General features: G+C 35.3%; 21 protein-coding genes and 1 riboswitch. Of the genes, 12 read left to right on the top strand and 9 right to left on the bottom strand.

Going from position 1 to position 21,282, the window contains the following annotated elements; all coding sequences use genetic code 11:
- Positions 1-6 precede the first annotated feature (6 nt).
- The gene (locus tag FHR29_RS12480) at positions 7-1,740 is read left to right on the top strand and encodes a thiamine pyrophosphate-dependent enzyme (protein ID WP_183915004.1); all 1,734 of its coding nucleotides are present in this window, start codon (positions 7-9) and stop codon (positions 1,738-1,740) included.
- A 51-nt stretch (positions 1,741-1,791) separates the two neighbouring features.
- Here FHR29_RS12480 and FHR29_RS12475 read toward each other — a convergent pair whose 3' ends face one another.
- The 6 genes from FHR29_RS12475 to ubiE form a co-directional block, all read right to left on the bottom strand.
- Positions 1,792-3,087 carry a voltage-gated chloride channel family protein gene (locus tag FHR29_RS12475; protein WP_183915003.1) on the bottom strand — a complete coding sequence of 432 codons (1,296 nt, stop codon included), beginning with the start codon at positions 3,085-3,087 and terminating at the stop codon, positions 1,792-1,794.
- Positions 3,088-3,137: 50 nt separating this feature from the next.
- Positions 3,138-3,200, bottom strand: a riboswitch (Fluoride riboswitch).
- 6 nt (positions 3,201-3,206) lie between these two features.
- Complete coding sequence (locus FHR29_RS12470; protein WP_183915002.1) at positions 3,207-3,581, bottom strand: DUF423 domain-containing protein; 375 nt, start codon at positions 3,579-3,581, stop codon at positions 3,207-3,209.
- Position 3,582: 1 nt separating this feature from the next.
- Positions 3,583-4,038, bottom strand: coding sequence for a GNAT family N-acetyltransferase (locus FHR29_RS12465; protein WP_168125866.1), 456 nt, complete (start codon positions 4,036-4,038; stop codon positions 3,583-3,585).
- 50 nt (positions 4,039-4,088) lie between these two features.
- Positions 4,089-4,538, bottom strand: a complete 450-nt coding sequence (locus FHR29_RS12460) for a GatB/YqeY domain-containing protein (protein ID WP_021192262.1) — start codon at positions 4,536-4,538, stop codon at positions 4,089-4,091.
- A 16-nt stretch (positions 4,539-4,554) separates the two neighbouring features.
- Positions 4,555-5,316: an SDR family NAD(P)-dependent oxidoreductase gene (locus FHR29_RS12455; protein WP_183915001.1), complete on the bottom strand. Its 762-nt coding sequence runs from the start codon at positions 5,314-5,316 to the stop codon at positions 4,555-4,557.
- 29 nt (positions 5,317-5,345) lie between these two features.
- A complete protein-coding gene (gene ubiE, locus FHR29_RS12450; RefSeq protein WP_132772838.1) occupies positions 5,346-6,086 on the bottom strand; it encodes a bifunctional demethylmenaquinone methyltransferase/2-methoxy-6-polyprenyl-1,4-benzoquinol methylase UbiE in 741 nt (246 codons plus the stop codon).
- A gap of 432 nt (positions 6,087-6,518) precedes the next feature.
- Here ubiE and dnaB point away from each other — a divergent pair, with 432 nt between their 5' ends.
- Positions 6,519-8,126 carry a replicative DNA helicase gene (gene dnaB / locus FHR29_RS12445; RefSeq protein WP_132845370.1) on the top strand — a complete coding sequence of 536 codons (1,608 nt, stop codon included), beginning with the start codon at positions 6,519-6,521 and terminating at the stop codon, positions 8,124-8,126.
- Between the two features lie 58 nt (positions 8,127-8,184).
- On the opposite strand, the gene FHR29_RS12440 is transcribed toward dnaB, so the two are convergent.
- Positions 8,185-8,589: a hypothetical protein gene (locus tag FHR29_RS12440; protein ID WP_021192258.1), complete on the bottom strand. Its 405-nt coding sequence runs from the start codon at positions 8,587-8,589 to the stop codon at positions 8,185-8,187.
- Positions 8,590-8,906: 317 nt separating this feature from the next.
- On the opposite strand from FHR29_RS12440, the gene dinB reads away from it, so the two are divergent.
- The 6 genes from dinB to FHR29_RS12410 all read left to right on the top strand — a co-directional run bounded on the left by dinB (position 8,907) and on the right by FHR29_RS12410 (position 15,974).
- Positions 8,907-10,004: a DNA polymerase IV gene (gene dinB, locus FHR29_RS12435; protein WP_132772834.1), complete on the top strand. Its 1,098-nt coding sequence runs from the start codon at positions 8,907-8,909 to the stop codon at positions 10,002-10,004.
- 102 nt (positions 10,005-10,106) lie between these two features.
- A complete protein-coding gene (locus tag FHR29_RS12430) occupies positions 10,107-12,236 on the top strand; it encodes a DPP IV N-terminal domain-containing protein (RefSeq protein WP_183915000.1) in 2,130 nt (709 codons plus the stop codon).
- Between the two features lie 154 nt (positions 12,237-12,390).
- Positions 12,391-13,179, top strand: coding sequence for a hypothetical protein (locus FHR29_RS12425; protein WP_021192257.1), 789 nt, complete (start codon positions 12,391-12,393; stop codon positions 13,177-13,179).
- Between the two features lie 15 nt (positions 13,180-13,194).
- Positions 13,195-14,349, top strand: coding sequence for a 1-deoxy-D-xylulose-5-phosphate reductoisomerase (locus FHR29_RS12420; protein WP_183914999.1), 1,155 nt, complete (start codon positions 13,195-13,197; stop codon positions 14,347-14,349).
- Between the two features lie 24 nt (positions 14,350-14,373).
- A complete protein-coding gene (gene rseP, locus FHR29_RS12415; RefSeq protein ID WP_132772828.1) occupies positions 14,374-15,699 on the top strand; it encodes an RIP metalloprotease RseP in 1,326 nt (441 codons plus the stop codon).
- A gap of 71 nt (positions 15,700-15,770) precedes the next feature.
- The gene (locus FHR29_RS12410; protein WP_021192254.1) at positions 15,771-15,974 is read left to right on the top strand and encodes a YwbE family protein; all 204 of its coding nucleotides are present in this window, start codon (positions 15,771-15,773) and stop codon (positions 15,972-15,974) included.
- 116 nt (positions 15,975-16,090) lie between these two features.
- Here FHR29_RS12410 and FHR29_RS12405 read toward each other — a convergent pair whose 3' ends face one another.
- Both FHR29_RS12405 and panB read right to left on the bottom strand, forming a co-directional pair.
- Positions 16,091-16,699 carry a hypothetical protein gene (locus FHR29_RS12405; protein ID WP_132845379.1) on the bottom strand — a complete coding sequence of 203 codons (609 nt, stop codon included), beginning with the start codon at positions 16,697-16,699 and terminating at the stop codon, positions 16,091-16,093.
- 13 nt (positions 16,700-16,712) lie between these two features.
- The gene (gene panB / locus FHR29_RS12400; protein WP_021192252.1) at positions 16,713-17,528 is read right to left on the bottom strand and encodes a 3-methyl-2-oxobutanoate hydroxymethyltransferase; all 816 of its coding nucleotides are present in this window, start codon (positions 17,526-17,528) and stop codon (positions 16,713-16,715) included.
- A gap of 126 nt (positions 17,529-17,654) precedes the next feature.
- Between panB and FHR29_RS12395 the strand changes: the two genes are divergently transcribed.
- From FHR29_RS12395 to FHR29_RS12380, 4 genes are all read left to right on the top strand, one after another.
- Complete coding sequence (locus FHR29_RS12395) at positions 17,655-18,398, top strand: RluA family pseudouridine synthase (RefSeq protein ID WP_183914998.1); 744 nt, start codon at positions 17,655-17,657, stop codon at positions 18,396-18,398.
- A 9-nt stretch (positions 18,399-18,407) separates the two neighbouring features.
- Positions 18,408-18,986 (top strand): TlpA disulfide reductase family protein, encoded by a 579-nt coding sequence (locus FHR29_RS12390; protein ID WP_132772823.1) that lies wholly within the window; start codon positions 18,408-18,410, stop codon positions 18,984-18,986.
- Between the two features lie 16 nt (positions 18,987-19,002).
- Positions 19,003-19,839 carry an orotidine-5'-phosphate decarboxylase gene (gene pyrF, locus FHR29_RS12385; RefSeq protein ID WP_132772822.1) on the top strand — a complete coding sequence of 279 codons (837 nt, stop codon included), beginning with the start codon at positions 19,003-19,005 and terminating at the stop codon, positions 19,837-19,839.
- A gap of 145 nt (positions 19,840-19,984) precedes the next feature.
- Positions 19,985-21,238 (top strand): tetratricopeptide repeat protein, encoded by a 1,254-nt coding sequence (locus FHR29_RS12380; protein ID WP_183914997.1) that lies wholly within the window; start codon positions 19,985-19,987, stop codon positions 21,236-21,238.
- Positions 21,239-21,282: the final 44 nt, after the last annotated feature.

Here is a 21,282-nt window from a genome sequence, read left to right as displayed (position 1 = left end):
TTTAATATGGCAAAGATTGTAGCAGATCAGTTGGTTGAAATGCTTGTGGAAGCAGGTGTAAAACGTGTTTACGCGGTTACTGGAGATAGTCTTAATTTTTTTAATGAAGCAATACGTAAAGATGGCCGACTTAAATGGATTCATGTGCGTCATGAAGAAGTTGGGGCTTACGCAGCAGCTGCTGAAGCGGAACTGGATGGAATAGCATGTTGCGCAGGTAGTTGCGGGCCTGGTCACGTTCATCTCATAAATGGCATGTATGATGCTCATCGTTCACACGTTCCTATGATTGTAATTGCTTCTACAATCAATACCTCGGAGATGGGGATGGGGTATTTTCAAGAGACAAATACTGTAAAGCTTTTTGATGACTGCAGTTGCTACAACCAATTAATAACTACTGCGGAACAGGCTCCTCGAATTATTCAGACTGCCATACAGCATGCAATAGGACAGAAAGGAGTTGCTGTCATCGGTTTGCCAGGGGATGTATCAGAAATGAAAGCTGAAGATTCTTCGGTGTCTACCCAATTATTTTATGTAAATCCTGTCATTCGGCCTTCTGATAGTGAATTAGACGCTCTTGCAAAAGTTATTAACGCGAGTAAATGTGTTACCGTTTTTTGCGGAATTGGAGCATCTGGGGCTCATCCTGAAATTGTACAATTATCTCAAAAGATTTTGGCCCCAGTAGGGTATTCTTTTAGAGGTAAAATGGGGATTCAACATGATAATCCTTACGAAATAGGAATGACTGGTTTGCTAGGGCAAGCCGCAGCCTATCAAAGTATGCATGAGTCAGATTTGATTTTATTATTAGGTACGGATTTCCCTTATGATAAGTTTATGCCTACTAATAATAAGATTATTCAAATCGATACTGCTGTTGAACGATTAGGACGACGCGCAAAATTGGAAATGGGATTGTGCGGGGATATCAAACATACTTTACAAGCACTTCTTCCGTTGCTGGAACAAAAAGAAGATGCAAGTTTCCTTGAAGCTCAGCTGAAGATCTATGAGAAAGTAAAGGACAATATGCGTAGTTTTATGCAAGAAAAAGGGGGGGAGGATACAATTCAGCCAGAATATTTGGCACACTGTATTAATGAACTGGCTACGGACAGTGCTATATTTACGGTGGACACGGGGATGACCTGTGTCTGGGGGGCGCGCTTTATTTCAGGGACTGGTAAACGGCAGATGCTCGGTTCTTTCAACCATGGATCTATGGCCAATGCCATGCCAATGGCAATTGGAGCTGCTTTGTCTCATCCAGAACAGCAAGTTATTGCATTATGTGGTGATGGTGGATTGTCGATGTTGCTTGGTGATTTAGCTACTATTAATCAATATCAACTGCCTGTAAAAATATTTGTTTTTAATAATCGAGCTCTTGGTATGGTCAAATTAGAGATGGAAGTTGCCGGACTTCCTGATAACGAAACCAATATGGTAAATCCTGATTTCGCCGCTATAGCGGAAGCGATGGGTTTTAAAGGTATGAATGTACATAAACCTGAAGAGGTTAGGAATGCTGTTGAGTTTGCTTTATCGCATCCTGGTCCAATTCTATTAAATGTTTTTACGAATCCAAATGCGCTAGCTATGCCTCCTAAGGTTGATTTTGATCAAATGGTAGGAATGGCAAAGTCAATGTCTAAATTAATGCTTGGGGGTAAAATGCAGGAAGTTTTGGATACGATTAAATCTAACTACAAACACCTTAAAGAATTGTAGTTGAAAAAGTTCAAGGATGGATTATTGGCGACAAATCCTTGAACTTTTTTATTATAGATTCCTTAATCGTTCGTAGACGTCATTTTGCCTTTTTTTTATGTGGAGATAGAAGTGATGTTTAGGGCCTGTGATGATCTGAGTTGTATAGATTCCTTTTGCTCCAGAAAAGAAATAGGCGACAAAACAGGCAATTGCAAAATAAATACTGGCTTCAAACCCAAATAATTCTACCCCCATCAGTATACAAGCCAGCGGTGTATTGGTTGCTCCTGCAAAAACAGCAATAAAACCCATTGCGGCCAATAATCCCATTGGTAGCGGAATAATTCCAAATAGGACATTACCTAGAGTTGCACCAATAAAAAATAATGGTGTTACTTCTCCACCTTTAAATCCTGCGGAAAGGGTGAAAGTGGTTAGTAATAGTTTGATAATAAAATCATAAGAATTTAATTGACTTTCGAATGAGGCTAATATGGTAGGAATTCCTAAACCTATATATTGTGTAGTTCCTAGCTGCCATATTAGGAAAATAAGGACAATACCTCCAATAAAAGGACGCAGGGGAGGGTATTGAATCTTTCTGAAAATGTAGCTAAAGATATCTCCGAATGCAGTGAATAGATAAGCTACTAATCCAAAAATTATACCTGCAATGACCGTATAAAGTAGATGTTGCGGATTGAGTGCGGGGATGATTTCTCGAATGTGATAATGTGTATGCGATACATTCCAGAAAGAACAGGCATAGTTGGCAATAAAGGCTGTCATGATACTTGGTATAAGTGCTTTTAATCTTGACTTTCCACCAGTTATAACTTCTAGTCCAAATAATGCACCTGCCCAGGGGGTTCCAAAAACAGAAGCAAATCCCGCACTTATCCCGATAATGATTAAAATCTTTCGATCGTCATGAGTTAACTTGAAAATTCTTGAGTATTGATCGGCGATTGCACCTCCTATTTGTACAGCGGTTCCTTCTCTTCCTGCGGAACCTCCAAAAAGATGTGTAAGCAACGTGCTGAATAAAACCAAAGGTGCCATTCTTAATGGGATGGTCTGTTCGCTTTGGTAATATTCTTTAAGCAGGAGATTATTGCCTTTGCTTGAAGCGCCACCATAGTAGTGATAAAGTAATCCAATTATTAAACCTGCTAATGGTAATCCTAGCATGATGACCGGATGAAGATCTCTGTAATTTGTTACCCAGGATAGGCTCGTGAGAAAGAAAGCTGAGATTGATCCTACAATAAACCCAACTGAAATGGCGATCGCTATCCATTTTAAAACACAAAAAGTCTTCTCTTTAAGTGCTATTTTTGATAAAGTGTTACTTTTAGTTGACATGTCTACTTACTTATTGTCATAAACGATTCTAGCGGATACAAAAAGTATCAGCAAAAGTAGACGTCATCAGCTCATTAAAGCGGTTAGTGGCAGACATCATTGCCTTGATATAGGTAAAGTTAAATAAAACGAATGATTAACGCAACCCAGCCAGCGATCATTAACAGTCCCCCTAATGGTGTAATTGGGCCTAAGAATTTTAAATTTTTATTCCAATATTGAGCAAAAGACAGGAGGTAGATACTGATAGAAAATAATAAAGTTCCTGCCGTTATACTATAAAATACAAAACGTTCACTGTAAAGGTCGAAATGTAAATTAAACCCTAAGACCAGTAAGTTAATAGCCGAATACATTTGATAACGTACACCTACTTCAAAAGAGGTCAGTTTTTCTTCGCTAATTAGTTTCTTAAAAGCGTGTGCACCAAAGGCACCCAGCATAATGGCTGTAGAACCTAATATTGCGGCAGTAATAATAACAATATGATTCATATTAGTAAGTTTTAGGTTTTATCATGTCAATATGTGGGATTCCATAATCCAGGTATTCATCAGATACTTGTTCAAATCCGAAGCTTTCATAAAATTTCTTTAGATAGGTTTGCGCACCTATCTGAATCGCTGTGGTTCCATACTTTTCAGATATGCAGGTAAGCGATTTATTTATAAGAGCTTTCCCATAATTACAACCTCTAAAGGATGGGTTTGTTACAACTCGGCCAATTGCCGGTTCCGGATAAGATAGACCTGGTGGTACAATTCGGGCATAAACAACAATATCATTATTGATTTCTGCCCAAATATGGGCGCACTGATCATCTTTATTATCCAATTCTGGATAAAAGCATTGTTGCTCATTCACAAAGACATCAACACGTAATTTGAGGATGCGATATAATTCTTCTGTTGTTAATTCAGAGAATGTCTTATATTTCCAAAATAATTCCATAAAAAGAAGAGCTATATTACTATAGCCCTTTTTATATTAAGTATATGTAATTAAGCGAGTAAACTTTTTACAAGCTCGGAAATTGTCCTTCCGTCGGCTTTTCCTGCTAATTGTTGGTTAGCAGCACCCATTACTTTGCCCATATCTTTTACTGTTGAAGCTCCAGTTGTGCTGATTATTTCTTTGATAATCGCTTCCACTTCTTCTCTGCTGAGTTGCTTTGGTAAGTATGCTTCAATTACTTCTTGCTCTTCAACTTCGATCGCATACAGATCATCTCTGTTTTGAGTTTTGTAAATTTCCGCGGATTCTTTACGTTGTTTTACTAATTTTTGAAGAACTTTAATTTCTGTTTCTTCTGTCAATTCTTCGCTGTGGCCCTTTTCCGTTTTTGCTAATAAAATAGCTGCTTTGACAGCACGTAAGCCACGTAATTTGTTCGCATCTTTTGCGATCATTGCGGTCTTGATATCTTGATTTATTTTTTCCTCTAAAGTCATATTAAACTGAATTTTATTATTTTCTATTTACAATCGTTCCTGTTGCTTGTGCGGTTGGCATAATAATGAGATCGTTGATGTTAACATGCTTGGGTCTGCTAATCACAAAAGATATTGTTTCAGCAATATCTTTTCCCGTTAAAGCGTCAACTCCGTTATACACATTTTTTGCACGCTCGATGTCACCTTTAAAACGCACTTCTGAAAACTCTGTTTCTACCATTCCCGGATTTATGCCGGTTACTTTTATTCCTTTCGGAAGTAAGTCAATTCTCATTGCTTTATTAAGTGCATCTACTGCATGTTTACTGGCGCAGTAGACATTTCCATTTGGATACACCTCTTTAGCGGCTATAGATCCTAAATTGACAATATGTGCTCCCTCTTGATTTTCTAATAGCGGTATGACGGTTTTTGTAACATATAATAATCCTTTGACATTAGTGTCGATCATGCGATCCCAATCGCCGATATCGCCATCTTGGATGCTATCTAAACCCTGGCTTAATCCTGCATTATTAATAAGTACATTTATATTTTTCCACTCTGAAGGTAAGTTCTCAATTTTAGATTTTACTTCATCATAATTGCGAACATCAAGTTCAAAGATATGGATCGCAATTTGTGGATATTGTTTATTAAGTCTATCCTTAATTTCCTCTAATCTTTGGAAACGACGCGCACAAAGTAATAAATTATATCCTTCACGCGCTAAGACTTCTGCACAAGCTTCTCCAATACCTGAACTTGCCCCTGTAATGAATACTTTTTTTGACATTGAATTAATTTTAAAATAAATTTGGTTCTCTATTTTGTGGCAATATATATCGTACAAACGCCAAAAGTCTGGGGGCGAATTATTGTGTTTGAAAAACCAACGGCTTTTGTAATTTCCGCAAATTTTTCACCATCAGGAAATCGAGCTACAGATTCAGGTAGATACGAGTATGCACTCGAATCTTTTGAGAAGAGTTTTCCTATTGTTGGGGTTATTCTTTTAAAATAAAAATTATACAATTGTTTAATTGGAAATTTTTTAGGATTAGAAAATTCCAATATTATTGCTTTTCCGCCAGGCTTCAATACACGACAGATATCTGCTAAGCCCTGATTTAGATTTTCAAAATTACGGACGCCAAATGCAACCGTTACAGCATCGAAGGTATTGTCGTCAAATTGCAACTGTTCTGAATCACCAAGTTGTACTTCAAATTGCTCAGATAAACCTTTTTGTTTAATCTTTTGCTGTGCAACATCAAGCATACCTTGCGAAATGTCTACGCCGATTATTTTTTTTGGATTCAATATTTTAATTGATTCCAGCGCGAAATCACCAGTTCCTGTTGCTACATCTAACATATATTGCGGAGCGATGGATTTTAAAGCATTAATTGCTTTTTTACGCCAGATGATATCAATGCCTAAGGATAGAAAATGATTTAAAAAGTCATAAGTTTTGGATATGTTGTTAAACATATCTGCAACTTGCTCTTTTTTACCGTCTTTTGCGTCCTTGTATGGTTTTAATGATGATGCTTCATTTGTCATAGTAGCAAAGATACAATATTCTGATTGAGCTTTAATATGATCGAAAAGGAAAAATCAAAATAGCAAAATTTTCTTGCAAATACTTTATTCAGCGTGACGATTTGAATACATTTTTAATTATTTATTATTTTTTTGATTGCGCTATTGTTGCGATAAATAGCGTAACTTTATTAACATTGGTGGAAGTTGTTAACAGTTGCTTAATGTCTTGTTAATTAGATGCTGTTTTTTATTATCAACATTTTTTTCAACATCAAATGTGGAAAACTTGAGTTGTAAATCAATGTTTATCAAAAGCTTTTGGGGTGATTGTTTTCACAACTAATTTGACTGTGTACAACTCTTGAAAAATGTCTACCTTATTTTTTTTACATTTGCTATCCGCTATCAGTTTTTTAGCGTACATGCACAAGTTTTTGGATATCATATAAGATGAGTAACGATAATAATTTTGAAGATAGTAATACTGGAACTGGTAAGAAGACCAATTTCGGAGAGCGTAGAACCAAACTCAATAATTTAGTCAGTGGATTAGGTAAACTTCCTCCACAGGCTTTAGATTTGGAAGAGGCGGTTTTAGGAGCTCTGATGTTGGAGAAAAATGCCTTAAGTGAAGTTATTGATATTCTTAAGCCAGAATCTTTTTACAAAGACGCTCATCAGAAAATTTTCGAATCTATTTTTAGCTTATTTCAGAAATCATCTCCTATTGACTTATTAACTGTTACTGCTGAGCTTCGAAAAATGGGAGCTCTGGAAATGGTTGGTGGAGCATATTATATAACACAATTAACTGATCGTGTTGTTTCTGCAGCTAATATTGAATTTCATGCGCGTATTATTTCGCAAAAATATATTCAACGTGAATTAATCAAAGTTTCAACAGAGATTATTAATAGTGCCTATGATGAAACTTCGGATATATTTGATCTTTTGGATCATGCAGAGAAGAGTTTATTTGATATTGCCCAGAATAATTTAAGAAGAGACTCCAGGAAAATGGATGATATCATGCGTGAAGCAATATCAAATTTGGAATTGTTGCGTGATCGTACAGATGGATTAACAGGTGTTCCTTCTGGTTTAACAGCATTAGATCGTATGACTTCCGGATGGCAACCTTCAGATTTAGTAATTATTGCGGCTCGTCCTGCGATGGGAAAAACGGCCTTTGTTTTATCTGTAGCACGTAATGCTGCTGTAGATCATAATAAACCTGTAGCCGTTTTCTCTCTTGAGATGTCTTCAGTGCAATTGGTTAATCGTTTGATAGCTGGAGAAACAGAAATCGAACAGGAGAAGTTGAAGAAAGGTAATCTGGCTGATCATGAATGGCAGCAACTGCATTCTAGAATTGGAAGGTTGACTGAAGCACCTTTAATTATTGACGATACACCAGCATTAAACGTATTTGAATTTAGAGCCAAGTGCCGACGTTTAAAAGCGCAGCATGATATCCAGATGGTCATTGTCGATTATTTGCAACTTATGCATGGAAAGGCCGAAGGAAAAGGTGGTGGTAATCGTGAGCAGGAAATCGGTAGTATCTCAAGGGCATTGAAATCTGTTGCAAAAGAGTTAAATGTTCCGGTATTGGCCCTTTCACAATTAAGCCGTGCGGTAGAGTCTCGTCCAGGGAATTCAAAACGTCCTATGCTTTCGGATTTACGTGAATCCGGATCTATTGAGCAAGATGCAGATATGGTATTATTTTTATACCGTCCGGAGTATTATGGTATGACTGAAGATGAAGAAGGTCGATCAACTGCTGGTGTAGGAGAGGTTATTATTGCTAAGCACCGTAATGGTGAAACTGGAATTGTACCACTTCGTTTTGTCGGTAAATATGTGAAGTTTGTTGATTTGGAAGATGAATTTACAGGTGTTGGTGCGGCGGATGGTTTTAATAATCCAACATCATTCAGTTCTCCAGCAATGAATCCTTCGGCTATGTTTAGTGGTAGTGATATGGGAGGGATGACTGGTGGTATTACGATGCCTTCACGTATGAATGACATGCCGGACGATGCGCCTTTTTAATAACTTTTGAATATACGGTTATAATAAAAGAAGCACTGTTTTGTAAACAGTGCTTCTTTTATTTCATACTGATTACTTTATCTACGATATAGACCGTATTTCCTCGCCAAGGTAGTGCTCCATGATATTCCTTATAATGCAGATCAAAGTACTTTCCACTATTTGATTCGAGTTGTTTAAAAACAGTATCGTCTTCAATTGAAAATTCAAATTGATTGCTTGCTACACCACCAGCTTTCATCTGTCCAAAACCCTCCTGAATAAGCTTTCCTTCATACGTTTTGAAAACATTTCCTTTTTTGACAGCATAATTTAAATATCCTGATTTAACACCTTCTCCGAAAACGAAGTAATATTTATAATATGTTATGCTAGCTCCAATTGCTAAAATAACTAAGATGGTGATAAATAAAAATTTTTTAAAACCTCCTTTTTTTTGTTGCGTATCTGTAGAATTAGTCATATCTGAGTTTAATTTTATAATAAACTTAAGTAAAATTGTTTAGATGAACAATAAAGTTTCGTTTATACTTAAATCAATTTTTAGGCCATCTTTTTTTATATCGGTATTTATAATTCCTTAATTAATACTGGTTTTGGTTGTCTAAAAATGTAATTATGTAGTAATGCATTTATTTGCTGGAAGGAGTCGGTTATTCTGAATATAGTCAATCCTTTATCTGCGTATTTATTTTTTTGCATTAGGTAATGATGAATTCAAAATAGTAAATGTTGAGACTTCTCTGTATAATATTATCTAAATTTGTTTTTTGAAAAACGATGGATGATACAATATTAAATAAGAAGAGGAAAATAATTCATTTAGATATGGATGCATTTTTTGCTTCTGTTGATCAACGCGATTTTGAAGAATTACGGGGTAAGCCTATCGCCGTTGGTGGATCTCCTGATGGACGTGGTGTTGTAGCCACTGCTAGTTATGAGGCGAGAAAATATGGTGTTAAGTCGGCTATGTCATCTATACAGGCTATAAAATTATGTCCCCACTTAATTTTTACTCGTCCTAGATTTGATGTTTACAAACAGGTGTCCGATCATATTCGTTCCATTTTTTATCGTTATACTGATTTGGTTGAACCGCTATCTTTGGATGAGGCGTTTTTAGATGTATCGGATGATAAACAACATATTGGGTCGGCTCTAGAGATTGCTAAGAGAATTAAACGTGAAATAAAAGACGAACTTAATTTGACCGTATCTGCTGGGGTGTCGGTTAATAAATTTGTGGCAAAGATAGCTTCTGATATGAATAAACCTGATGGTTTAACTTTTATAGGCCCTTCAAAGATTGTAACTTTTATGGAGGAGCTACCTGTTGAAAAATTTTTTGGAGTTGGAAAAGTAACGGCAAATAAAATGCGCTCTTTGGGTATTTTTAAAGGTCTTGATCTAAAAAAGCAATCACATGTAGATTTGATGCGATGGTTTGGTAAATCGGGAGATTTTTTTTATCAAATTGTGAGAGGTATTGACAATCGAGCAGTTGTACCAAATCGTATTCGTAAATCTATTGGTATTGAAGATACTTTTCCTAGTGATATTGGACAGTTAGAAGAATTAAAATCAATTTTGGAAGACTTAAATTCACGACTTTATACACGACTCGAAAAAGGTGGTAAATGGGGGAGAACTTTGACTTTAAAAGTAAAATTTGCAGATTTTACGGTGTTGACAAGAAGTATCTCTATCTTGGAGATTTTTAAACATCAAGAAGATATGTATCAAATTGCACTTTCATTACTTTTAAAACTGGAGTTTGATAAAAAAGTCCGGTTAATGGGGATTTCGATTTCAAATTTTAGAGATGAAAGTAATGACCGTTTCGAGGGTTATCAATTGTCTCTGTTTGATGATTAATTAAATTCGAGTTGTCTAATCACCTTGTTACAACTTAAATTTCTTGTAAATAGGGGCAATTTCCTATATTAGTGCTCAAACTTAGATAATCTTCATATTTAAATGAGTAAATTAATTACCGCGCTGAGTCTTACGGCTTTTATTCTGGTATCAGAATCTACAGTTCAGGCGCAACAAAAACGATTGGATTTTGATCAATCTTGGGGAAATCGAAATTCATTAACACAAAATGTCAACTTCTACCCTGGTTGGGCAAACAGTGTCGCTTATCTAGAACGTGATGCGAAAGATGGTAAAACGTATCAAATTGATTTGAAAAGTGGGAAACGTGAATTATATGTCGTTCCTGCCAAATCATCTGTCAAAGTATACGTTTCAAAAAATGATATTTTTATTCAGGACGGTAGTCAAGCAGCTAAGCAACTGACAAGTTCTCCTGATGTTGCAGAGCAAAATCCAACACTTTCACCAGATGGTAAACTTGTTGCTTTTACACGTAAAAGTGATTTGTATGCGATTGATTTAACGACAGGCAAGGAAATTCGTTATACTACCGATGGTACAGATGTTATCTACAATGGTTGGTCATCGTGGGTGTATTATGAGGAGATCTTAGGTAGATCAACTAATTATAAAGCTTTTTGGTGGTCGCCAGATAGTAAGAAGTTAGCTTTTATGCGCTTTGATGATACAAAGGTGCCTATGTTTCCAATTTATGTGTCGAAAGGTCAACACGGTTATCTAGAAGAAACCCGTTATCCTAAAGCTGGAGATCCAAATCCAGAAGTTAAGGTCGGTTTTGTAAATGCTACTGGTGGAGAAGTGACCTGGTCTGATTTTAACGAAAAGGATGATCAATATTTTGGCCAACCTTATTGGAGTTTTGATAGTAAAAACATCATGGTTCAATGGATGAATCGTGATCAGAATAATTTGAAATTTTATCAAGTTGATCCTAACTCTGGAGCTAAGAAAGAAATTTATGATGAAAAACAATCTTCATGGATTAATTTAGATCATGAAGAGCGTATCACCTATCTGGCCGATAACAAACACTATATATTAAAATCAGATAAGACAGGCTGGGCTCACTATTATCTTTATACTTTAGATGGTAAGTTATTAAATCCAATTACATCGGGTAATTGGCAGGTGACTTCATTAGAGTATATCGATGAGAAGGCAAAAGTAGTTTACTTCATGGCGCGTAAAGAGAATTCGGCACGTTATGATCTATATCGTGTTGACTTTTCAGGTAAGAATATGAAAAGACTGACATTTGGTGATTATTCGCATGATGTAAAAGTATCTCCTGACGGACATTATTTCATAACTAATTATTCTAACGTCAGTACACCTAATAAGGTTGCACTAGTTGACAATAAGGGTAAAATTGTGAAAGAACTGGCTGATAGTAGAGCATCGGATTTTAATACCTATAAATTTGGTGAGACAAAATACTTTACTATAAAGTCTGATGATGGACAGTATGATTTACCTGTTGTCGTGACTTATCCGACGGATTTTGATGAATCGAAAGAATACCCTGTTATTTTCAGTATATATGGTGGTCCTGACGCAGGTACTGTGAAAGATACATGGAAAGGTACAAGAAGTCAATATTGGGCTAATGAGGGCGTTATTCAAGTGTCGGCTGATCATCGTGCATCTGGACAATTTGGAAAACAGGGCGTAGCACTTATGCATCGTAATCTGGGACACTGGGAAATTATAGATTATTCTACTGTTGCGAAATGGTTTAAAGCAAAACCTTGGGTAGCTAAAAATAAATTTTTGATTACTGGCCATAGTTATGGCGGTTATATGACATGTTTAGCAATGACTAAAGCCGCAGATGTTTTTGACTTTGGGATAGCTGGTGCTCCTGTGACATCATGGGAGTTGTATGATACCCATTACACAGAGCGTTGGATGGATACGCCACAAGATAATGCAGAGGGATATAAAAATGGTTCTGTCTTAACTTATACGGATAATTACAAAGGTGTTTTGAGAATTATGCATGGCGATATGGACGATAATGTTCATTTGCAAAATACCATGCAATTGGTTGATGCTTTGACCGATCGTTCTGTACCTTTCGAGTTGATGATTTATCCGGGTAGTCGTCACGGATTTGAAAGATCTAAAAATGCATATGATTTTAAAGAACGTGTACGTTTTTACTATCAGTATTTATTAGAAAAACCGGTTCCAAAGGACTTTAAATAGAGGTGTACCTATAACTAAAGCCTTCTCAGAATATTATTTGAGAAGGCTTTTTTGTTTTGCTATCTTTTGTGTGTAAAAAAAGATGAAATATTGAGTTGTTAAATTGTTGATAACCAAAAATTATTTCATCTTTGTGTAATTTATTTTTATTTCGATGATTCAGTTTCTCAAGGAGAGCACTTTTGCTGTTAATGAAGTTTTAAGCAGATCAATTCATATACTAAAGGGACATTATTTCTCAATAGGGGGATTGTTATTGTCTATTTTTTTATTGTTTGTTGTTGCTCATGAATTAACTTTTTATTTGGAGACTTCAAGTATACTTCTCAAAATTCCTTTGATGCTGTTATTTGCTGTAACTTTATTAGGCTTACAATTGTTTCTGTTTAAATTTATTTTGAATTTATTGGATCATAAAGAGCATGTGGGGGTTGTTAAAACATGGCCTTCCTGGGCAGAATTAATTAATTTTTTAGGTGGAATTGTCGTTTTTACATTAGCTTCTATACTGATTCTTTTTTTTGCTATGATTGTTTGTTTCCCGCTTATCTATATGGGTATAGATACGGAGGTTGTATCATTTGAGATCGTACCAAATGTAGGAGCAATCTTATCCTTCTTTATATTGCTTCGTATCTCATTCTTTCCTTTTTTTATTATTGATAAAGGAATTAGTGTTATGAAGTCTTTGCGTTGGAGTCTGGCGATTACGAAAGGAAATATAATTCGTTTATTTTTAATTTTATTGAGTTTAGCTTTTGTTAGCGTATTAAATATTTATTGTGTTTATATGGAGTATTCCATTATGGCAATTATATTTAGTTTAATAAATTCATTTTTAATTATCCCGTTAACTTCTGTTGTCTATACAGTTGCTTACCGAGATATGGTTCAAGAATATAAGGGTAGTGAAGATCCGAGTATTTTAAGTAATATATTTTAATAAATAATTTTGATTTTGAATAAAAAAGGAATTGCGGTTTTAGGTTCAACGGGTAGTATAGGTACACAAACCTTAGATGTGGTACGCGCCTTTCCTGATCTTTTTCATGTTGTAGTATTGACCTGCGGTTCAAATACTACTTTGTTAGTAGCGCAGGCATTAGAATTTTTGCCCGACGCTGTTGTTATTATCAATGAAGAACAAGTTGATTTTGTTAAATCAAAATTAGGACATACTCAAATTGCGGTTTACTCAGGTATGCAGGCTTTAGAAGAAGTGGTACAGTTTGAGTCGGTTGATGTTGTTTTGAATGCCATTGTAGGTGCTGCTGGACTCAGACCTACTGTTAAGGCTATTTCCTGCGGTAAGGATATCGCACTAGCTAACAAAGAAACACTGGTTGTTGCGGGTGAATTGGTGATGAGCTTAGCTTCTCAATATCAAGTTAAGATGTTGCCAGTCGACTCGGAACATTCAGCGATTTTCCAATGTTTGGTTGGTGAAGAAGCTAATCCGATTGAAAAAATATATATCACTGCCTCTGGAGGGCCTTTTCGTGGGAAGGACCGTTCGATATTGACTTCCGTAACAAAGGAACATGCTTTGAAACATCCGAATTGGGTAATGGGTGCTAAGATTACGATTGACTCGGCTTCATTAATGAATAAAGGACTTGAAGTAATCGAAGCAAAATGGCTTTTTGATCTGAAAGTAGACCAAGTTGATGTAATTGTACATCCTCAGTCCATTGTACATTCGCTTGTACAGTTTCAAGATGGATCTTTAAAAGCACAACTCGGATTGCCAGATATGAAGTTACCGATACAGTATGCCCTGTCTTATCCAAATCGTTTAAAGAATACTTTTGAACGGTTTAATTTTATGGATTATCCAGAATTAACTTTCGAAAAGCCAGATTTGGAAACTTTTAAAAATTTGGCATTAGCTTATGATTCTTTACGAAAGGGAGGGAATAGTGCCTGTGTACTCAACGCAGCAAATGAAGTCGTTGTGGATGCATTTTTGAAGGATAAGATTAGTTTTTTAGGAATGAGTGATGTGATCGAGACTGTATTGGAAAAAGTAAATTATCTTGCGAGACCAAGTCTAGATGACTATATTGAGTCCGATTATGCTGCAAGGAGAGTTGCGCAAGAAATAATCAATTAAGTAAATAATTATAGAAGAAGATACATGGGTGTTTTAATTATGGTGGCACAAGTCATATTGGGCTTGTCAATTTTGATCGTATTGCATGAGTTGGGCCATTTTTTAGCGGCACGCGCTTTTGGAATTAAAGTAGAAAAATTTTATTTATTTTTTGATGCATGGGGTGTCAAATTATTTAAATTCAAATATAAAGACTGTGAATATGGAATTGGCTGGTTGCCTTTAGGTGGCTATGTTAAAATTGCTGGTATGATTGACGAATCCATGGATACTGAGCAATTGAGTGGAGAGCCTCAAGAATGGGAGTTTCGTTCAAAACCAGCTTGGCAACGTTTGATCGTGATGCTAGGTGGTATTATTGTTAATGTCATTGTTGGTGTTGTTGTATTTTGGATGTTAACATTTAAAATGGGCACTACGGACATCAAGAATGATCAATTGGTGAATGGTATTGTACCCGGAGAAATTGGGAAGTCAATCGGCTTGCAGGCGGGAGACCGTATTTTGGCTATTGATGGCACTAAGATTGAAAACTATTCAGATTTAATTAGCTCTAAACTATTAATGGGAGGAGTAGATCTGACTGTAAATCGTGCTGGTGCTGATACAAAAATTCATGTTCCAGCGGATATTTTAAATACAATTGCGGATAAAAAAGATGAGAAATTTATAGAACCACGGATGAAAATGACCTCTGTTGCAGCTATTCAACCGGGTTCAGAAGCAGTTAAAATGGGTTTTCTTAAAGGCGATAGTATTGTTGCAGTTGACAATACGCCAATTCAGTTTTTTGATCAGTTTAAGGACCAATTGAAAGCAAAAGTCGGAAAACCAGTTGAATTGAAAATTGTACGCGATGGTCAAGAACAATCTTTAAAAGGTGTTGTGCCTTCTGATGCGATTTTGGGTTTTAATGTTAATCCGGATCAAACCATTAAAACATTTACGATTCATTATAGTTTAATGGAGTCTTTGCCAATGGGGGCAAAGAAAGCATTCACGGTTATTACTGATAATGCAAAAGGATTTGGTAAGATATTTAAGGGAGAGATTCGTGCCGATAAAGCTTTATCAGGTCCTGTAGGTATTGCCCAGTTGTTCGGTACTGAAGTGGACTGGGTACGCTTCTGGTCATTAGTAGGTATGTTGTCTATGGCTCTGGCATTCATGAATTTATTACCGATACCGGCATTAGATGGTGGACACGTGGTATTCTTGTTGATCGAAATGATCCAAGGAAAACCATTAAGTGAAAAATTCTTAGAGAAGGCACAGATGGTAGGTTTCTTTATTTTACTTGCTCTAATGGTCTTTATTTTTGGAAATGACATTTTTAAATTATTCAAGTAAGGGATATTAAGTTTATACAAGGGGGTCTTACTTAATTTGTAAGACCCTTTTTATTTTTAGATATTTGTATTATGGATGGAAAAACAAGAGCAACGATTAAACCTGGTATGTTGGTTAACATTATCTTGAAAAAAGATCAGCGATCAGGAGAACTTACTGAAGGTATTGTTAAGGATCTTCTGACATCTGCACCATTTCACCATAGAGGAATCAAGGTTCGGTTGATGGATGGTCAGATCGGTCGAGTTGCAGAGATAATTGAGGATGACTTTTAACCTATTTTAGTTTTATAAAAAAAGCTTCTGACCTAATAGGATAGAAGCTTTTTTTATAAAACATTTTAAGAAATTGCTCTTTCGATCTTCATTATAGACCAGATTTATAACTGGTCTTAGATGATCGGAAATATCTTTTTCTGAATATCTATTTTAAAATTCTTTTGTAGGGAATCAAAAAATAAATGATTGCTTGGATTATTTTGAAAGACTAAATACGGAATCTCTATAATCTCTTTTTGTGTTTTTATTCTAAAGTACCCAAATAATAATCCTTTTGTATTTTGGATTGATTCAATTTGTTGCACTGCCTTAACATCTCGTAACAAATTAAAGTGATAAGGGTCTTTTGTCATAGATTCAATGATTACATCTTCAGTTTGCTTATTATACCAAATTACTTGACTGCTCGTTTTCTTTAAATGATTCTTAAAAAGAAAAAGGTAACCAATCATGTATATTGATATTGGAAATAGGAATAGTAAAATCTTTATCTTGATTATCAGCGCAAGCATAATAATCAATAAAATTGCTCCTATGCCTACATTTTTCATTACCTTTTGAGATGTATCTGCTATGATAACTTTGGATGTATCTATTTTTTGATAACCATTTTTTACAATAATAGCTGGACTATTGGTTGCGGTAAATGACGCGGACAGCTTTTTACTGATGTAGTACAATAAAAATAAAATAAGTCCAACTATTAATATAACTTTGGTCATGACAGTTTATATGTTAATACTGTTCATTATCATTTGGATAATTAACTGATTTTACATCAGCTACATATTGTCCTACAGCTCCTGTTATTTCTTGATATAATTGTGCATATTGTCTTAAAAACTTAGGTTTAAAGCCTTTAGTCATACCTAGCATATCATTGACAACTAGAACTTGTCCGTCACATTGGTTACCAGCGCCTATACCAATAGTCGGTATCGCTAAACTTGCACTTACTTCGGCAGCAAGTGCTGCTGGTATTTTTTCCAACACGATGGCAAAACAACCTGCTTCTTGCAGTGCTAGCGCATCGGCCTTTAATTTTTCTGCTTCATTATCATCTTTAGCACGAACACCAAAATTTCCAAATTTATTAATTGCTTGTGGTGTTAATCCCAGATGTCCACAAACTGGTATTCCCGCATTTATAATTTTCTTAATGTTGTCAATGATTTCTAGACCACCTTCCAATTTAAGGGCGTGTGCTCCCGACTCTTTCATGACACGTACTGCAGATAAATAGGCTTGATCGATGCTTCCCTGATATTCGCCGAAAGGAAGATCCACTACAACCATTGCTCTAGTTGTACCTCTCACAACAGATGCCGCGTGGTAGATCATCTGGTCTAAGGTGATGGGCAGTGTTGTTTCATAGCCTGCAAATACGTTCGCAGCGGAGTCGCCTACTAAAATGATATCGATGCCACCTTCGTCAAGCGCTTTTGCCATGGTGAAATCATAACCTGTTAACATCGCGATTTTTTCATGACGATGTTTCATTTCCTGTACCTGTACTGTAGTGATACGTTTTATTTCTTTATTTACAGACATTACTGATTTGTTTAAATTAACCAAAATTAGAGAAATTCGTTGAATTAAGGTCATTAATTATTGATTTTAAAATGATAGTTTGGTAATTAGCAGATTAAATTGCTTTGATTTTACTATTTTTGCAGGATGAGAGAAAACGAAACTCGCTTATTTAAATTTCCAAAATTTTCCGATCTAATTGTTTTTGAAGATGATAATTTGATTGTTATCAATAAACCCCCTTTCATTGCTTCGTTAGATGAGCGTGAAGGAGGAGAGATCAATATTTTACGATTAGCAAAAAAATATTACGCAGATGCGCAGATTTGTCACCGGTTAGATAAGGAAACTTCTGGATTATTACTGATTGCTAAAAATCCTGAGACCTACCGTTCTGTTTCTATTGAATTTGAAAGACGTCGTGTCAATAAGGTATATCATGCTATCATTGCAGGCACACATACATTTACGGATTTAAAAGTTGAGTTACCCATTTTAAATCAAGGAAGCAAAAATGTGTCAATAGATCGCGCCAAAGGTAAGGCGGCTACTACAATTTTTAATTCAATACGTTATTTTAACCACTATACTTTAGTCGAATGTAAGCCTATTACAGGACGTATGCATCAAATTCGTATTCACTTAGCCACACAGAAAGCTGCAATTGTGGGGGATGATATGTATTATGGAAAACCGGTATACTTGTCACAGATTAAAAAACGTGGGTTTTCTTTGGCTAAAAATGAAGAGGAACTACCAATTATGAAGCGCTTTGCTTTGCACTCCCGGTATGTTGACTTTACAATTGATGGAAAGAAGTTTGAGTTTGAAGCCCCATATCCAAAGGATTTTGCGACTTTGCTTAAACAGTTAGAAAAGTTTGATTCTTAAATGCCGATCATGAATCCGAAAACAAAAAAAATAATTGGCAATTCAGTATTTGTCGTTATCATTCTTTTGCTTTTGTGGCCAACAAGTAGAGCTTATTTTCAACAAGGCTTAATGAAAATTGGTTTATTTAAACCAACATTGGAAGAACCTGAAAAAATAGATTCGCAGATTTCTGTTCAGAATAACATTTCTTTTAAAAATGATAAAGGAGAGATCGTGAATATGAACGATCTAAAGGGTAAAGTTGTATTCATTAATTTTTGGGCCACATGGTGTCCTCCTTGCATTGCAGAAATGCCTTCCATTGCTACGTTATATGAACGATTGAAAGGTAATAGTGAAGTTGTTTTTCTGATTGTAGAAATTGAAGGAGAATCTGAGAAGGCAAATAAATTTATGGCGGGTAAACAATTAAATCTACCCGTTTATTATCCAAATTCACAAATTCCTAAAGAATGGTTAGGTGGTTCTATACCAACGACATTGATTATCAATAAACATGGTGAGATTGCTACTAAACATGAAGGTTTAGCAGATTATTCTCGCCAGGAAGTTTCAGATTTTATAATTGAATTAACAAAAAAATAAGTACAGAATAACCGGTATGACTAGAGCAGAACTTATTCAACAGATTAAGATAAAAAAATCATTTCTTTGTGTTGGTTTAGATACAGATATTACAAAAATACCAGAGCATCTACTGGCAGAGGAGGATCCAATTTATACCTTTAATAAGGCCATTATTGATGCTACATCAGATTTGTGTGTCGCATACAAACCGAATATCGCATTTTATGAGAGTTACGGTATTAAAGGATGGCAGTCTTTGCAAAAAACTTGGGAGGCTTTACCTAAAGATTGTTTGAGTATTGCTGATGCTAAACGTGGTGATATCGGAAATACATCAAAAATGTATGCACAGGCATTTTTTGATGAAAAGCAATCTGGATTAGGTTTTGATTCCATTACGATAGCACCATATATGGGAAATGATTCTGTTACTCCCTTTTTAGATTTTGATGGAAAATGGGCAATTGTACTGGCATTGACATCAAATGCAGGAAGCCTGGATTTTCAAAATTTTAAGAATGAATCAGGTTTGCAGTTATTTGAGCAAGTCATTGATAAAGTAAATACATGGGGAACAATTGAAAACCTGATGTATGTAGTAGGTGCGACCCGTGGTGAAGGTTTTATTAAGATTCGTGAGCATGCTCCTGATCATTTCCTTTTAGTTCCGGGTGTTGGAGCGCAGGGAGGTTCTCTTCAAGATGTTTGTCAATATGGAATGAATAAGGATTGTGGCCTTTTAGTAAATAGCACAAGAGGTATTATCTACGCTTCAAAAGGACATGATTTTGCGGAGAAAGCAAGAGAAGAGGCTTTGAAATTACAACAAGAGATGGAAGCCGAATTAATTAAGGCTGGAATTATTAGTTAATTCTTACATATCGGCATATTGAAAAGCTTCAGATCGAAAGGTCTGAAGCTTTTTTTGTTGGAGATTTTATTTTATGTATTTAGATGATTGATCGTGATTATTCATAAAGAAGAAATTGTAAATTTAAAATATAAAATAGATAACAATGAATGTAGTGAGTACTCTACTATTAGCATGTATGCTAGGAACTAGCTGTGTGGTTGATGCACAAGAGATCGAAAATATTGTAGAGGGTGAAGTTTTTACTTCAACGAAGTCTAGTGAAGATATGTATCAGTTAGTCTGGAAACTTTACAAATCTAACAAGCACGAAGAAGCTTTAAAACTTATCGATAAGCTTATCGCTCAAGATAAAACAATAAGTGCTTATTACGAATTGAAATGCTACATCTTAATTGCACTGAAAAGAAACGCAACTATTATTGAAACTGCCACGAAGGGTATCGCATTAGATCCTGATAATCATTCGTTTTACGATATAAGAGGTAATACTTATTATTTTGATTTAAAACCCGAATTGGCAAGATCTGATTATCAAAAGGTACTCCAATTGGAAAAAAATAATGCTCGTTATTATAATAATTATTTGAAGTTACTTAATGAAATGCGCAAGGATGATGAATTGATAAATGTATTTAAGCTTTTCGAGAATAGCATGGTAAGTGGAGAAGATATCAAGGAACCTCGATTTATAGCTGATGTTTACTTTTATGGAGCCTTGGCCTATCAACGTCAAAAAGATAATTTAAGAGCTGTTGATCTTCTTGGGAACGCAATTAAAAAATCTCCAGAAGCAGCGATGTATTACAATAATAGAGGTTTGATATTTCAAGATCTAAATAAACTGGAAGCTGCAAAGAAGGATTTGGATAAAGCTATTGAATTGGATAATGATAATCCTGTTTATTATGAAAATAGATATGCTATCTTTTTTGATTTAAAGAAATATCAAGAGGCGCAAAATGACCTATTAAAAGTAATTAGTCTGGGAAATTCTGATCTAGATATCTATGCTGCATTGGCACTGACCTATGATGTTCTTAATAATTATCCAAAAGCTGCTGAATATTATGATTTGGTTTTACGTAAAAATCCAAATCAAACAATGATTTTAAGTAACTATGCTTATGCTTTATTTGAATTGAATCAAATATCTAAAGCTATTGAAATGTTTGAACGGGCGCTTGTTACTGATTCTGCAGAGGTTGATATTTTGGTAGGTCTAGCAGTCTTATATCATGTTGATGGGAAAGAAAATAAGTCTATAGATTTATTTCAGGACATTAAAATCAAGACAAAATATGAGGCAAAAAAACAGCTACTCGAAACTTTGGAAAAGGAAGATTATAGATTTTCTTCAAAATTTAAAGCAGCATGGGAAAACTGTTTTAGTGATTAATGTTATTTAAGCCTGATCAAAAGCTGTTATTTTTTTGCAATAAA

The sequence above is a fragment of the Sphingobacterium sp. JUb56 genome (assembly GCF_014191365.1).
Lineage (GTDB): Bacteria > Bacteroidota > Bacteroidia > Sphingobacteriales > Sphingobacteriaceae > Sphingobacterium > Sphingobacterium anhuiense.
This window is presented reverse-complemented; position numbering and strand designations above follow the sequence as displayed.

What these genes read in the sequence shown, in the direction of transcription:
- FHR29_RS12480 (WP_183915004.1), top strand. Translation starts at nt 7, where the DNA reads ATGGCAAAGATTGTAGCAGATCAGTTGGTTGAAATGCTTGTGGAAGCA.
- FHR29_RS12475 (WP_183915003.1), bottom strand. Translation starts at nt 3,087, where the DNA reads ATGTCAACTAAAAGTAACACTTTATCAAAAATAGCACTTAAAGAGAAG.
- FHR29_RS12470 (WP_183915002.1), bottom strand. Translation starts at nt 3,581, where the DNA reads ATGAATCATATTGTTATTATTACTGCCGCAATATTAGGTTCTACAGCC.
- FHR29_RS12465 (WP_168125866.1), bottom strand. Translation starts at nt 4,038, where the DNA reads ATGGAATTATTTTGGAAATATAAGACATTCTCTGAATTAACAACAGAA.
- FHR29_RS12460 (WP_021192262.1), bottom strand. Translation starts at nt 4,538, where the DNA reads ATGACTTTAGAGGAAAAAATAAATCAAGATATCAAGACCGCAATGATC.
- FHR29_RS12455 (WP_183915001.1), bottom strand. Translation starts at nt 5,316, where the DNA reads ATGTCAAAAAAAGTATTCATTACAGGGGCAAGTTCAGGTATTGGAGAA.
- ubiE (WP_132772838.1), bottom strand. Translation starts at nt 6,086, where the DNA reads ATGACAAATGAAGCATCATCATTAAAACCATACAAGGACGCAAAAGAC.
- dnaB (WP_132845370.1), top strand. Translation starts at nt 6,519, where the DNA reads ATGAGTAACGATAATAATTTTGAAGATAGTAATACTGGAACTGGTAAG.
- FHR29_RS12440 (WP_021192258.1), bottom strand. Translation starts at nt 8,589, where the DNA reads ATGACTAATTCTACAGATACGCAACAAAAAAAAGGAGGTTTTAAAAAA.
- dinB (WP_132772834.1), top strand. Translation starts at nt 8,907, where the DNA reads ATGGATGATACAATATTAAATAAGAAGAGGAAAATAATTCATTTAGAT.
- FHR29_RS12430 (WP_183915000.1), top strand. Translation starts at nt 10,107, where the DNA reads ATGAGTAAATTAATTACCGCGCTGAGTCTTACGGCTTTTATTCTGGTA.
- FHR29_RS12425 (WP_021192257.1), top strand. Translation starts at nt 12,391, where the DNA reads ATGATTCAGTTTCTCAAGGAGAGCACTTTTGCTGTTAATGAAGTTTTA.
- rseP (WP_132772828.1), top strand. Translation starts at nt 14,374, where the DNA reads ATGGGTGTTTTAATTATGGTGGCACAAGTCATATTGGGCTTGTCAATT.
- FHR29_RS12410 (WP_021192254.1), top strand. Translation starts at nt 15,771, where the DNA reads ATGGATGGAAAAACAAGAGCAACGATTAAACCTGGTATGTTGGTTAAC.
- FHR29_RS12405 (WP_132845379.1), bottom strand. Translation starts at nt 16,699, where the DNA reads ATGACCAAAGTTATATTAATAGTTGGACTTATTTTATTTTTATTGTAC.
- panB (WP_021192252.1), bottom strand. Translation starts at nt 17,528, where the DNA reads ATGTCTGTAAATAAAGAAATAAAACGTATCACTACAGTACAGGTACAG.
- FHR29_RS12395 (WP_183914998.1), top strand. Translation starts at nt 17,655, where the DNA reads ATGAGAGAAAACGAAACTCGCTTATTTAAATTTCCAAAATTTTCCGAT.
- FHR29_RS12390 (WP_132772823.1), top strand. Translation starts at nt 18,408, where the DNA reads ATGAATCCGAAAACAAAAAAAATAATTGGCAATTCAGTATTTGTCGTT.
- pyrF (WP_132772822.1), top strand. Translation starts at nt 19,003, where the DNA reads ATGACTAGAGCAGAACTTATTCAACAGATTAAGATAAAAAAATCATTT.
- FHR29_RS12380 (WP_183914997.1), top strand. Translation starts at nt 19,985, where the DNA reads ATGAATGTAGTGAGTACTCTACTATTAGCATGTATGCTAGGAACTAGC.